Genomic DNA, 14,269 nt, shown 5'->3' with positions numbered 1-14,269 from the left:
CGCCGACCTCAGAGATTGCCGACCTCAGAGGTTACTGTCGGTGATCGCGGCATACACCATGGTGCGCAGCTCGCGCCGCAAGGGATAGGCGCTCGACGGCAGCACCTGAGTCATGAAGATCGTGATCAGTTCTTCCACCGGGTCGATGAAGAACGACGTCGTCGCCGCACCGCCCCAGTTGAACTCGCCGGGACTGCCGGCAATCAAGGTCTGCGCCGGGTTCATGGTGACGGCGAAGCCGAGCCCGAAGCCGATGCCGTTATAGGCCGCTTCCGAGAACAGCGAGCGCGACATCGCAGGTAGGTCGACCCCGCCGGGCAGATGGTTCGACGTCATCAGCTTCAGCGTCTTCGGACCTAACAATCTGATACCGCCGAGCTCGCCGCCATTGAGCAGCGCCCGGCAGAAGGTGAGATAATCGGCCGTGGTCGAGCACAGTCCGCCGCCGCCGGAGATGAAAGAGGGCGGCGACAGGAATGAACTCGTCGCCGGGTCGTCCTGCAGCGTCAGCGTGCCCTTGCGCTCGGTGGCGTGGAACGTCATGCCGCCCTGCGGGTCGGCCGAATAGCACGCCGCGAACCGATGCGCCTTGTCCTTGGGCACGAAGAAGTCGGTATCGTTCATCCCGAGCGGATCGAGGATGCGCTCCTTCAGAAACTGCTCGAACGGCTTGCCGCTGATCAAACCAATGAGGTAGCCGATCACGTCCGTGGCGACGGAGTAATTCCAGGCCTCGCCCGGCGAAAACTCCAGCGGAATCTTTGCAAGGTCGTCGATCATGCCTTGCAGCGTGCCGGCCTTGATGACTTCGCCGATCTTGTTCTCGCGATAGGCCGCATCGACGTTGCTGCGTTGTTGGAAGCCGTATGTCAGGCCGGAGGTGTGCCGCAACAGATCCACGATCAGCATCGGCCGTGACGGCGGTCGGGTCAGGAAGGCCGGGTGCGTACCGGCCACGAACACGCCGAGGTTCTTCCATGCCGGAATGTATTTGTGCACGGGCTCATCGAGCGCGACGTGGCCTTCCTCGACCAGCATCATGAAGGCGACGGAGGTGAGCGGCTTGGTCATCGAATAGATGCGGAAGATCGTGTCGTCCTTGACCGGCACCTTGCGCTCGAGATCGGCAAAGCCCTGCGCGGACGAATGGACGACCTTGCCGCGGCGATAGATCAGGAGCTGAGTCCCCGGGAAGCGGCCGGCATCGATGTAACGCTGCTTCAGATGATTTTCGAGGCGATCGAGGGCCGCCTTGGACATTCCGGCGGATTCGGGCGAGGCGGGGGCTAACATCGGCATCTCCGGCTGGCGACTGCGGCCTTGATAGCCGAAAAGTGTCCCGTGTTCCAACGGCCCGTGCTTCTGTGGGCTGGAAGGGTGATATAGGCTGACTCCAGCCATCGCATATCTCCGCAGGACAGCAAAAATGCGCCAATTCAGCGAGACCGAACTGACCGCCGCCGTCATCCGCAGCTTCGACAATACGCCGGATACGCGCGCCAAATTCCTGCTTCAGGAACTGGTGAAATCACTCCACGACTATGTCCGCAAGACCGACCTCACCTTCGAGGAATGGGAATATGCGATCGATTTTCTAACGCGGACCGGCCAGAAGTGCACCCCGATCCGGCAGGAGTTCATTCTGCTGTCCGACGTGCTCGGCGTGTCGATGCTGGTCGATGCCGTCAACCACCGGGAGCGCGAGGGCGCCACCGAGACCACGGTGCTCGGCCCGTTCTATGTCGGGGAGCACAAGGTGATGCCGCACGGCACCGATATCTCGGCGACGCTACCCGGCGAACGGATGTTCGTGCAGAGCCGCGTCACCGACCTCGAGGGCAAGCCGGTGGCCGGCGTGCCGGTGGACATCTGGCATGCCGACGATGACGGCTTCTATGATTCCCAGAAGCCGGCCTATGCGACTGAAGGGCCGTCGTCGCGGGCGCGTTTCATTACCGATGCCGATGGAAGGTTCTTCTTCCGCACCATCCTGCCGTGCAGCTACCCGATTCCGACCGACGGTCCGGTAGGCGAGATGATCGTGCAGACCGGCCGTCACCCGATGCGGCCGGCGCACGTGCATTTCCTGGTCGATGCGCCCGGCTATCAGCCGCTGATCACCCACGTCTTCATCGACGGCGACAAATATCTCGATTCCGACGTGGTGTTCGGGGTCAAGGACGAACTGGTCGCCAGAATCGAAAAGCGTACCGATCCGACGATGCCGGACGGCAAGCCCGCGGGCCAGCCGTGGCACCTGATGAGCTACGAATTCCGCATGAAGCCAGGCGAGGGAAGCGCGCCGAAACCGATGATGGCGAAGACCTCAGAGGACGCGTAAGCTGTCTGTTTCTGTGCCTGCCCAATTCTTGTGCGCCGCACAAGAATTGGGCGAATCGCAAATTTTGGATGCGGAACCGGTTTCTCTTTAGTTGCCGGATTTAGCGGCGGTAAGTGAATAATACATTGATATAATTATAATTTTTGCGCTGCGGGAGGCTTGGCACGAAGCTTGAATAGCTTGTGTCGACGCCATTGAAGCCGTCCCTCGAGACCACTCATCCGAATTGTGACGCCGCCATTCCGGGGCCTCCCTGGAACGCGCCCTTCTGCGCCTGGCGCGGTGACACCAATCGGACGGCCCCGTTCAACGCACCGACGCAAAGGACAACGACGCCCATGACGAAGCCTACCCATCCGACCTCACGCCGCGGTTTCAGCCGCCGCCAGCTCCTCAAGGCCACCGGCGGCACGGCGGCGTTACTCGCCGCGGCGAAGCTGAATTTCCCGGCCGGCGCGTTTGCGCAAGGCGCGGGTCCGGAAGTGACCAAGGCGACGCTCGGGTTCATTGCGCTCAGCGACGCCGGGCCGCTGTTCGTCGCCAAGGACAAGGGATTCTTCGCCAAGCACGGCATGCCCGACGTCGAGGTCGCCAAGCAGGCATCGTGGGGCACCACCCGCGACAACCTCGTGCTCGGCTCGGAAGGCAACGGCATCGATGGCGCGCACATCCTGACGCCGATGCCCTATCTGATTTCGGCCGGCAAGGTGACGCAAAACAACGTGCCGACGCCGATGTACATTCTGGCTCGGCTCAATCTCGATGCGCAGTGCATCTCGATTGCCAAGGAGTATGCCAACCTCAAGATCGGGACTGACTCTTCACCGCTCAAAGCCGTGTTCGAGCAGAAGAAGGCCGCCGGCAAGTCGGCCAAGATTGCGATGACCTTCCCGGGCGGCACGCACGATCTGTGGATCCGTTACTGGCTCGCCGCCGGCGGCATCGATCCCGACAAGGACGTCGAGACCATCGTGGTGCCGCCGCCGCAGATGGTTGCCAACATGAAAGTGGGCACGATGGATGCCTTCTGCGTTGGCGAACCCTGGAATCTGCAGCTCATCAACCAGGGCATCGGCTACACCGCGGTCAACACCGGCGAGCTCTGGAACAAGCATCCGGAGAAGTCGCTCGGCATGCGCGCAGCCTGGGTCGACAAGTATCCAAAGGCCGCCAAGGCGATCCTGATGGCTGTGATGGAGGCGCAGCAATGGGCCGACAAGGCTGAGAACAAGAAAGAGCTCGCCACCATCATGGGCAAGCGGCAGTGGATGAATTGTCCTGTCGACGACGTTTATGACCGTTCGGCGGGCAAGTTCGACTACGGCATCCCCGGCAAGGTCGTCGAGAATTCGCCGCACATCATGAAGTACTGGCGCGACTTCGCTTCCTATCCGTTCCAGAGCCACGATCTCTGGTTCATGACGGAAGATATCCGTTGGGGCAAATACGAAGCGGGCTTCGACAGCAAGGCGCTGGTGGCCAAGGTCAACCGTGAGGATCTCTGGAAAGAAGCTGCCAAGACGCTGGGCGTCCCCGCTGCGGAGATTCCGACTTCGACCTCGCGCGGCAAGGAGACCTTCTTCGACGGCAAGGTGTTCGATCCGGAAAACCCGGCTGCGTACCTGAAGTCCCTTTCGATTAAGCGCGTTGAAGTCTGATCAAGCCTGGGCCGCGCGCGGTTGCGGGCGGCCTGCTCATTGAACACGGAGATGCATTTTCAATGACGATGCCTGCGATCAAAGCTGAAGCCACTGCCGTGGCCATTCCGACCGCTTCGCCGATCTCTGCGGCGCCGGTGGTGACGATGACGCCGAAGTCGGCGCCGCGTGCCGAAAAATACGTCAAGGTGGGCAAGGAGATCGCGGTACGCGTCGTGCCGCCGCTGATCGTGCTAGCGCTCCTGATGTTGTTCTGGGAGCTGGTCTGCCGTCGCACCGGCTCGACCCTGCCGCCGCCGTCGCGCGTCTTCAAGGATACCAAGGAGCTGATCTTCGATCCGTTCTTCGATAATGGCGGTATCGACAAGGGCCTGTTCTGGCATCTGTCCGCCTCGCTGCAGCGCGTCGCGTATGGCTATTCGATCGCCGCCATCGTCGGCATCGCGCTGGGTACGCTGGTTGGACAATCGGTGTGGGCGATGCGCGGACTCGATCCGCTGTTCCAGGTGCTGCGCACCATTCCGCCACTGGCCTGGCTGCCGCTGTCGCTGGCCGCGTTCCGTGATGGACAGCCGTCGGCGATCTTCGTCATCTTTATCACCTCGGTCTGGCCGATCATCATCAACACCGCGGTCGGCATCCGCAACATCCCGCAGGACTACCGCAACGTCGCGGCGGTGGTGCAGCTCAATCCGCTGGAATTTTTCTGGAAGATCATGATCCCGGCGGCGGCGCCTTACATCTTCACCGGCCTGCGCATCGGCATCGGCCTGTCGTGGCTTGCGATCGTCGCGGCGGAAATGCTGATCGGCGGCGTCGGCATCGGCTTCTTCATCTGGGACGCCTGGAATTCCTCGCACATCAGCGAAATCATCCTGGCGCTGTTCTATGTCGGCATCATCGGCTTCGTGCTCGACCGCATGATCGCGGGACTAGCCAAGTTCGTGACCCACGGTACCGCGGCGAATTGAAGGAAAACATGTCATGCAGGCCTATTTGAAGCTCGACCACATCGACAAGACCTTCACTCGCGGTAATGCCACGACCGAGGTGCTGAAGGACATCAGCCTGACGATCGAGAAGGGCGAGTACGTTTCGATCATCGGCCATTCCGGCTGCGGCAAGTCCACGCTGCTCAACATCGTCGCCGGCCTCACCGGCGCCACTAATGGCGGCGTACTGCTGGAGAACCGCGAGGTCAATTCGCCGGGACCGGATCGCGCGGTGGTGTTCCAGAACCACAGCCTGCTGCCGTGGCTGACGGTGTACGAAAACGTCAAGCTCGGCGTCGACAAGGTGTTTTCGTCGACCAAGAGCCGCACGGAGCGCGACGCCTGGGTGATGCACAATCTCAATCTGGTGCAGATGGCGCATGCCAAGGACAAGCGCCCGTCGGAAATTTCAGGTGGCATGAAGCAGCGCGTCGGCATTGCCCGTGCGCTGGCGATGGAGCCGAAGGTGCTTTTGCTCGACGAGCCGTTCGGCGCGCTTGACGCGTTGACACGTGCGCACCTGCAGGACTCGGTGATGGCGCTGCACCAGAAGCTTGGCAACACCATCGTGATGATCACGCACGACGTCGACGAGGCCGTGCTGCTGTCGGACCGCATCGTGATGATGACCAACGGCCCGAGCGCGCGGATCGGCGAGGTGCTGGAAGTGCCTTTGGCTCGTCCGCGCAAGCGACTCGAGCTCGCGACCAACCCCGGCTACCTCAAGTGCCGGCAACGCGTGCTCGAATTCCTCTACGAGCGGCATCGCTTCGTCGAGGCGGCGTAGGTCCGTACGAAAGCGGCTAGGTGAGGACGTGCCATGAGCGAACCGCTTGTCATCGTCGGCAACGGCATGGCCGCTGCCCGTCTGGTCGATGAACTCGCCAAGGTGGCCTTGGGCCGCTACGCCGTCGCCGTGATCGGCGACGAACCACGGCTTGCGTACAATCGCGTGCTGCTGTCGTCAGTGCTGGCCGGCGAGACCACCTCGCAGGACATCGAGCTGCGGCCGGCCTCCTGGTGGCGCGACCGCGGCGTCACCCTGAAGTATGGCTGCGTGGCGACCGAGATTGATGTCGGTCGCCGCGAGCTCAAGATCGAGAACGACGAGAGCATTCCGTTCTCGAAACTGGTGCTGACCACAGGCTCGTCGCCGCTGCGGTTGAATGTACCCGGCGCCGATCTCGCCGGCGTGCATACGTTCCGCGACAGCCGCGACGTTGACTTGCTGCTGACGCTGGCCGCGCAGAAAAAGCGCGTGGTGGTGGTTGGCGGGGGACTATTGGGCCTTGAGGCGGCCTATGGCCTCGCCAAGGCCGGCGCGCCGGTGACGCTGGTGCATCTCATGGACCGCCTGATGGAGCGACAGCTCGACGCGCCTGCGGCGGCGCTATTGAAGTCCCTCGTCGAGAGCAAGGGCATCGAAATTCTTCTCAACGCCAACACGGCGAGAATTCATGGCGAGACGCAGGTTGAAGGCGTCGAACTGGCGGACGGACGCCTGCTTGAGGCCGACGCCGTGATCTTTGCTGCAGGCATTCGTCCGAACATCGCGCTCGCCAGGGAAGCCGGTATCCCTGTCAACCGCGGCATCGTGGTCGACGATCATCTGCAGACCGGCGCCTCCGGTATATTCGCCATCGGCGAGTGCGCCGAGCATCGCGGCGTCTGCTACGGCCTGGTTGAGCCGGCCTATGAACAGGCGCGGGTGCTGGCGCGGCATCTCGCCGGGCGTGTAGCGTCGTACAGCGGAAGCATCGTTGCAACCAATCTGAAAGTTTCCGGCGTCAGCGTGTTCTCCGCCGGCGATTTTATGGGCGGCGACGGCAGCGAGGCCATCGTGCTCTCCGACATCAACCACGGCACTTACAAGAAGCTCGTGATCGCGGATGGGCGATTGACCGGCGCGGTGCTGATCGGCGATGTCGCCGACGCGCTCTGGTATCTCGAATTGATCCGCACGCGTCAGCCGACGGCCCGAATTCGCGCCGATATGATGTTCGGCCGCTCGCTCGCGATCCGTTCCGAGGCGGCATGATTGGATTGCTGGCATGACGGTTGTCGATCCCGATCTCCGCGCTGTCAAAACCACCTGCGCCTATTGCGGCGTCGGCTGCGGCATATTGGCGACGCCGGACGGGCGGGGCGGGGCCGCGATCTCGGGCGACCCCGATCATCCCGCCAATTTCGGCCGGCTGTGCTCGAAGGGCTCGGCGCTTGGCGAGACGCTCGGGCTGACGAACCGGCTGCTCTATCCGATGATCCGCTGCGGCAAAGGAACCATGGAGCGGGTCGCCTGGAGCGACGCGCTCGACCATGTCGCGCATAGGTTTCAGCACATCATCGCGCGCGACGGTCCGGGCGCGGTCGCGTTCTATCTTTCCGGCCAGTTGCTGACGGAGGACTACTACGTCGCCAACAAGCTGATGAAGGGCTTTGTCGGCAGCGCCAATGTCGACACCAATTCGCGGCTGTGCATGGCCTCTTCCGTCGCCGGCCACCGCCGCGCTTTTGGCGCCGACACCGTGCCGGGGTGTTACGAGGACCTCGACGAGGCCGACCTCTTGGTGTTAGTCGGCTCCAACGCGGCCTGGTGCCATCCGGTGCTGTACCAGCGCATGATCGCCAACAAGCAGAAGCGCGGCGCGCGCATCGTCGTGATCGACCCGCGCCGGACCGACACCGTCGGCGACGACGATCTGTTCCTGGGATTGAGGCCGGGCACGGATACGGCGCTGTTCAGCGGGTTGCTGGTTTACCTCGCGGACAACGGCGTACTCGACCGCGACTACATCGAACTCCACACCACCGGTTTCGACGATGCCATCGCCCGCGCACGCAGCATCACCGGCAGCGTCGGCGCGACGGCGCTGGCGACAGGCCTGTCCGAGCAGGACGTCGCAACATTCTTCCAGATGTTTGCCAATACGCCGCGCGTCGTCACCCTCTATTCGCAGGGCGTCAACCAGTCGGCGCAGGGTACCGACAAGGTCAACGCCATCCTCAATTGCCACCTCGCGACCGGGCGGATCGGCCTGCCGGGCGCGTCGCCGTTCTCGCTGACCGGGCAGCCCAACGCGATGGGCGGCCGCGAGGTCGGCGGGCTCGCCAACCAGCTCGCCGCCCATATGGGATTCACGCCGCCGGATATCGATCGCGTGCGGCGGTTCTGGAAGGCGCCGCGCATCGCCACCCATGAGGGCCTGAAGGCGGTGCAGATGTTCGAGGCGATTGCGCGCGGCGAGATCAAGGCGTTGTGGGTGATGGGCACCAATCCGGCGGTGTCGCTGCCGAACGCGGACGGTGTTCGCGAAGCCCTCAAGAAGCTCGAGCTGTTCGTGATTTCCGAGAACGTGATCTCGAACGACACGGTGGACGCGGGCGCGCATGTGCTGCTGCCGGCGCAGGCCTGGGGCGAGAAATCCGGCACGGTGACCAACTCGGAACGGCGCATCTCGCGGCAGCGCGCGTTTCTTCCCTCGCCAGGAGAGGCCAAGCCCGATTGGTGGATCATGGGCGAAGTCGCCAGGCGCCTCGGCTTCGGCGCGGCCTTCAGCTTCACCTCGGCGGCGGATATTTTTCGCGAGCACGCCGCGCTCTCGGCCTTCGAGAACGCGGGCGCGCGCGACTTCGATATCGGCGCGCTGCAGTCGCTGTCGGACAGCGATTTCGACGCAATGGCGCCGGTGCAATGGCCGGTCCGGCAGGGGACCGAGCCGCAAGCGCGCTTCTTCGCCGAAGGCGGTTTCTTCGCCAACGATTTCAGAGCCCGTTTCATCGCGCCGGAGATTCCGGCGCTGCGGACCGAGACCAGCGCGGCGCGGCCGTTGCGGCTCAACACCGGGCGCATCCGCGACCAGTGGCACACCATGACCCGCACGGGGGAAAGCCCGCGGCTCGGCCAGCATCTGCCCGAGCCGTTCGTCGAAGTGCATCCTGACGATGCCGCAAAATACGGCGTCGCCGACGGCGACTTCGCACGCGTCACCACCGACTATGGGCAATGCACGCTCCGCGTCATCGTCAGCGAACGCCAGCAGCGCGGCATGCTGTTCGCGCCGATCCACTGGAGCGAGGCCAATGCGACCGGCGCACGCGTCGGCTCGCTGGTGGCGCCCGTCACCGATCCGTTCTCGGGCCAGCCCGAGAACAAGGCGACGCCGGCCTCGATCGTGCCCTACGAATATGTCTTCCGCGGCTTTGCGTTGTCGCGCAAGCCACTCGAACTGCCCGCGCATGCTTGGGTGGCGCGCGTTGCCGTCAAAGGCGGCCATGGCTACCTGTTCGCCGACAATGCCGATGTCGCAGGCTGGCAATCCTGGCTGAAATCCATCGCGCACGATGACCTCGCGGAATACAAGGACTTTGGCGGCGGCGTCTATCGCGCCGCATCCTTTGACGGCGACCGTATCGACACCAGCCTGTTCATCGGCCCGGCGCGCGACGCCGGCGACTGGAACGTGGTCAAGGACCTGTTTGCCGCGGATACGCTGAACCACGACGAGCGCCGCATGCTGCTGTCGGGCAAATCGATCGACGGCCTCGCCAACGCCGGCCCGATCGTCTGCGCCTGCTTCGGCGTCGGCCGCAACACAATTTGCGACACTATCGCAGCGGGTGCGCGTTCGGCGGCCGATATCGGGACGAAGCTGAAAGCCGGCACCAATTGCGGCTCCTGCATTCCGGAGTTGAAGCGGTTGATTACGCAGATGGCGCCGAGCGATGCCGAACGGCGGAAGCTAGCGGCGACGCATTGACTTCTCCGCGTCATTTGCGAGGAGGGAAGCGACGAAGCAATCCATGCCTCCGCTTGTGGAGCGATGGATTGCTTCGCTGCGCTCGCAATGACGGACATTGGACGCGCCGGCTCTTCTCCTTCGCCCTGCTCTTGCGGGGAGAGGGAGCGGCAGCCAGCCCTTCACCCCCTCCTATTCTTCGCATTCACCGCGATCGCCGCCGCGGCGGTGCGGTTCTCGACGCCGAGCTTGGAGTAGATCTGCTCGAGGTGCTTGTCGACGGTGCGCGGGGAGAGTCCCAGGATCTGCGCGATGTCGCGGTTGGTCTTGCCCTTGGACAGCCATGACAGCACTTCGCCCTCGCGCGTCGTCAGCCCCAACTCGCTGGAGAATTCCACTGGCGCCTCCGTGCCGGAATCTTTCGCCAGCCGCAGCAGGAATTCGTTAGTGCCGAGCTTCCCCATATATTGCAGGCGAAGCTGCTCGGTGCCGTGACGCGTCGGCATGGCCGCGGCCTTTGCCGCGGCTTTACCCTTGCGCGCCTCATCGAGCCATCGCGGAATCGGCTCGGGCAGCACGACGTCATCGTCACCGTCGGCGGCGAGCGAGTCGGAGAGCAGCTTCTGCGCCTGCGGTGTTGCCCACATGATCTTGCCCGCGGCATTCACGGCGAGCAGATAGCGGCCGGAGACATCGAGCGCGGCGCGCGCGCTCTGGGTCAAGCGGGCATTGGCGAGATGGACGCGGATGCGCGCCAGCATCTCCTCGACCGCGATTGGTTTTGTCACATAGTCGACGCCGCCGGCCTCGAGCCCGCGCACGATGTGTTCGGTTTCGGCCAGCCCCGTCATGAAGATGATCGGAACATGGTCGAGCCCGGCATCGCGCTTCAGCCGCCGGCAGGTCTCGAACCCATCCATCCCCGGCATCACAGCGTCGAGCAGCACGATGTCGGGCGTGATCTGGTCGACGATCCGCATGGCGGAAGCACCATCGAGCGCGACCATGACGGTCATGCCCGCACCGTCGAGCGCATCGGTCAGTAGCCGCAGCGTCTCGGGCGAGTCGTCGACGACGAGGGCGACGTCGCGCTTTTTGGGTTCAATGATCATAGCTGTGCAGGGCTTTCAGGGTCGCCATGTACTGATCGAGATCGAAGCGGTCGATCAAGGCGCGCATTTGCGACACGAAGTCGGCATGTTCGGGGTAGTCATTTCCGATCTCGTCGAGCTTGACCTGGATCGCGCGGATGTAGCCCAGTTGCCCGAGCCCGATCAGTTCCTCGACATGTTTCACTGGCGGCCGCGAGCCGGTCTCCGGTCTCCAATGCGGAGCAGGGACATCGCCTGCCTCATACTGCCATTCGATCTTCAGCAATTGCCGGATGGTTTCGAGCAGCTTGGGAATATCGATCGGCTTCATCAGGTAGCCGTCGTGGAACGGCTGCGCCAGCGGCGCGCCATGCGCTTCAAGCGCGCTCGCCGACACCATCAGGATACGCGCCTGGTGATGGCCGCTTGCGCGCAGCGTTTCCGCCACCGTCCAGCCGTCCATCCCGGCCATCGAGATGTCGAGCAGGAACAAATCCGGCCGGCAATGCTGCGCCAGCGCGAGGCAGCCGGGTCCATCGGGCGCGCTGAGCAGAATGAAGCCAAGCGGCGCCAGCACCTCGCGCAGAAGATCGCGGTGGGTCGGGTCGTCGTCGGTGATCAGGATCGTCTTGCGGGGGCCGTGATAGCCGAAGATCGGCGCCTCCACCGGCGCGATGCGCGTCGGATTCGTGACTTCCGACAGCAGGATTTTTACTCGAAACGTGCTGCCATTGCCGACTTGGCTGGTCACCTTGATGTCGCCGCCCATGACGCCCGCCAGGAGGCGGCTGATGGTCAGCCCAAGCCCGGTGCCGGTCTGCGGCTGCGAGACGCCGAGCGCGCCGCGTTCAAAGGGTGCGAAGATACGTTCGAGGTCGTCGGGCTGGATGCCGGGCCCAGTATCGATCACCTCGAACTCCGCAACGGGGCTGCGGTAGTGCACGACGAACTGCACGTTCCCGGTCTGCGTGAACTTCAGTGCATTCGACAGCAGGTTGATCAGAACCTGCCGCAGCCGCTTCTCATCGGCATAGACGACGAGCGGCAGCACCGAAGGCCGCTTGAAGATGAAGTCGATACCCTTGGCGGCGGCCTGAACGCGAAACATGCCGACGAGCTGATCGAGAAACTCGCTCAGGCGGACCTCGTCGCGCGACAGATAAAGCCGGCCCGCTTCGATTTTGGAGATATCGAGGATGCCGTCGATCAGTCCCGACAAATGGTCGGCGCTGCGCCGGACCACGCGCACTTGGTCGCGAGGCTTTGCGGGGAGGTTGAAATCCTGCTCCAGCAATTGCGCATAGCCGCTGATGGCGTTCAGCGGCGAGCGCAGTTCATGGCTCAATCCCACCACGTAACGGCTCTTGGCAAGGTTTGCCGATTCCGCGACTTCCTTGGCGCGCTGCAGTTCGGCGTCGGTGCGCTTATGCGCGTCGATTTCCTGGATCAGGAGCGCAGTCTGCCGCCGCGTCTCCGCTTCCGCCGCGCGGCGGCTCTGTTGCGCCAGCACGAACAGCCATGCCACCACGCCGATGATGATGGTAAGCGCGAAGAACACCTTCCACAGCACGTCCGACAGCGCAAAATTTTCGACGGGCATTGCCGCCGAGGTCTGCAGATAGATCAGCCCCAGCGTCAGCCCGACCAGACCCGCGGAGACCGCGAACACGCCTAGATAGTGCCCGAACTGCGAATTGATCCGCGCGTAGATCGCCTCCGGCAACAATTTCCCGAGCATGTCCGAGACCTGAGCGCCGGCGCGCGCGTGCGGCTTGCAGAGATCATGGCAGCGCGCATCGAGCGAGCAGCACAGCGAGCAGATCGGGCCGGCATAGGCCGGGCAGGAGGCCATGTCCTCCGGCTCGAACGAGTGCTCGCAGATGCAGCACTGGATCGATTCGAGGTTCTGCCAGCTCCGCTTCGGCTTGCGCGCGATGTAATATTTGCCGTCGGTCGCCCAGGCGATCAGGGGCGCGGTGACGAAGGCAACCGCGAGCGCCACGAAGGCGGAGAGCGCCTTCGCCGTCGGGCCGAACAGGCCGTAAAAGGCAGAGATCGACACGATGGTCGCGATCGTCATCGCGCCGACGCCGACCGGGTTGATATCGCAGAGATGCGCGCGCTTGAACTCGATGTGCTGCGGGCGCAAGCCGAGCGGCTTGTTGACGATGAGATCGGCAACCAGCGCGCCGACCCAGGCAATCGCCACGTTGGAATAAAGCGCCAATGTCTGCTCGAGCGCCTTGTAGACGCCGATTTCCATCAACAGCAGCGCCACCAGAACGTTGAAGACGAGCCACACCACACGGCCGGGATGGCTGTGGGTAAGCCGCGAGAAGAAGTTCGACCAGGCGATCGAGCCGGCATAGGCGTTGGTCACGTTGATCTTGATCTGCGAGAGAATGACGAAGGTGCCGGTCAGCGCCAGCGCCATGTCCGGCTGCGACAGCACGTAGCGGAAGGCCTCGAGATACATGTGCGCCGGCTCGGCGGCCTGCTCGCTGGAGACGCCATGGCTCACCGCGAAGTAGGCGAGAAACGAGCCCAGGAGCAACTTAAGCGCGCCGAAAATGATCCAGCCGGGGCCGGCGCTGAGCAGCGCGATCCACCACGACGTTCGCGAGGTGCGACGATCGCGGGGCAGAAACCGCAGGAAGTCGACCTGCTCGCCGATCTGCGCAACCAGCGAAAACACCACCGACGCGGCGGTGCCGAACAGCAGCAGATCGAGATGGCCGCCGGCGTCGCCATGTTCGCCCGCGAATTTGCGCCACTCCGTGAACGACTGCGGGTTGGCGTAGGCGATCGCCACGAAGGGCAGGATGTGAAGCACGATCCAGAGCGGCTGCGTCCACAATTGAAAGCGACTGATCAGGGTGATGCCGTAGGTCACCAAGGGAATGATGACGACGGCGCTGATGAGATAGCCGATCGGGCGCGGGATGCCGAAGCACATCTCGAGCGCCGCGGCCATGATAACAGCCTCGATCGCGAAGAAGATGAAGGTGAAGGAGGCGTAGATCAGCGAGGTGATGGTGGAGCCGATATAGCCGAAGCCGGCGCCGCGGGTCAGCAGATCGATATCGATGCCGCATTTTGCGGCATGATAGGCGATCGGCAGGCCGCAGAGGAAGATGATGACGCTGACGACAAGAATGGCTGATGTGGCGTTGGCCGCGCCGTAATTAAGCGTAATGGTGCCGCCGATCGCCTCCAGCGCCAGAAAGGAGATCGCGCCAAGCGCGGTATTGGCGACGCGTGCGGCAGACCACCGCCGCGCGCTCTTGGCGGTGAAGCGCAGCGCGTAGTCTTCCAGCGTTTGGTTGGCGACCCATTGGTTATATTGGCGCCTGACGCGGTCTATCCGCTGCCGCCCTGCCACTTGCTGCTCCTGCCCAGTTCGACCGACCCGCTTGGCCCAGCAAACTCCGTACCAAAAACTACGTCGCTA

The 14,269-nt window shown here is 63.5% G+C and carries 9 protein-coding genes; 6 read left to right on the top strand and 3 right to left on the bottom strand.

Features of this window, described 5'->3' with window-relative positions:
- Positions 1-24 precede the first annotated feature (24 nt).
- Entirely contained in the window at positions 25-1,299 is a 1,275-nt protein-coding gene (locus tag V1290_RS08335) for a serine hydrolase domain-containing protein (RefSeq protein WP_442894976.1), read from the bottom strand.
- 127 nt (positions 1,300-1,426) lie between these two features.
- On the opposite strand from V1290_RS08335, the gene V1290_RS08330 reads away from it, so the two are divergent.
- The 6 genes from V1290_RS08330 (at position 1,427) to V1290_RS08305 (ending at position 9,748) form a co-directional block, all read left to right on the top strand.
- Positions 1,427-2,341: an intradiol ring-cleavage dioxygenase gene (locus V1290_RS08330; RefSeq protein WP_334363952.1), complete on the top strand. Its 915-nt coding sequence runs from the start codon at positions 1,427-1,429 to the stop codon at positions 2,339-2,341.
- A gap of 338 nt (positions 2,342-2,679) precedes the next feature.
- The gene (locus tag V1290_RS08325) at positions 2,680-3,999 is read left to right on the top strand and encodes a CmpA/NrtA family ABC transporter substrate-binding protein (protein ID WP_057843169.1); all 1,320 of its coding nucleotides are present in this window, start codon (positions 2,680-2,682) and stop codon (positions 3,997-3,999) included.
- A 62-nt stretch (positions 4,000-4,061) separates the two neighbouring features.
- Entirely contained in the window at positions 4,062-4,970 is a 909-nt protein-coding gene (ntrB, locus tag V1290_RS08320) for a nitrate ABC transporter permease (protein WP_334363951.1), read from the top strand.
- A 13-nt stretch (positions 4,971-4,983) separates the two neighbouring features.
- Entirely contained in the window at positions 4,984-5,778 is a 795-nt protein-coding gene (locus tag V1290_RS08315; RefSeq protein ID WP_334363950.1) for an ABC transporter ATP-binding protein, read from the top strand.
- Positions 5,779-5,811: 33 nt separating this feature from the next.
- Positions 5,812-7,029 carry an NAD(P)/FAD-dependent oxidoreductase gene (locus tag V1290_RS08310; RefSeq protein WP_334363949.1) on the top strand — a complete coding sequence of 406 codons (1,218 nt, stop codon included), beginning with the start codon at positions 5,812-5,814 and terminating at the stop codon, positions 7,027-7,029.
- A gap of 13 nt (positions 7,030-7,042) precedes the next feature.
- On the top strand, positions 7,043-9,748 hold the full coding sequence (locus tag V1290_RS08305; RefSeq protein WP_334363948.1) for a molybdopterin-dependent oxidoreductase: 2,706 nt from the start codon (positions 7,043-7,045) through the stop codon (positions 9,746-9,748).
- Between the two features lie 161 nt (positions 9,749-9,909).
- Here V1290_RS08305 and V1290_RS08300 read toward each other — a convergent pair whose 3' ends face one another.
- Positions 9,910-10,839: a response regulator transcription factor gene (locus V1290_RS08300; protein WP_334363947.1), complete on the bottom strand. Its 930-nt coding sequence runs from the start codon at positions 10,837-10,839 to the stop codon at positions 9,910-9,912.
- Entirely contained in the window at positions 10,829-14,200 is a 3,372-nt protein-coding gene (locus V1290_RS08295; protein WP_334363946.1) for a hybrid sensor histidine kinase/response regulator, read from the bottom strand. The genes V1290_RS08300 and V1290_RS08295 overlap by 11 nt, the downstream gene beginning before the upstream one ends.
- Positions 14,201-14,269 lie beyond the last annotated feature (69 nt).

This window comes from Bradyrhizobium sp. AZCC 1578, from assembly GCF_036924675.1.
Lineage (GTDB): Bacteria > Pseudomonadota > Alphaproteobacteria > Rhizobiales > Xanthobacteraceae > Bradyrhizobium.
Note: the sequence above shows the minus strand (reverse complement) of the source record. Positions and strands in the feature narration are given on the sequence as shown.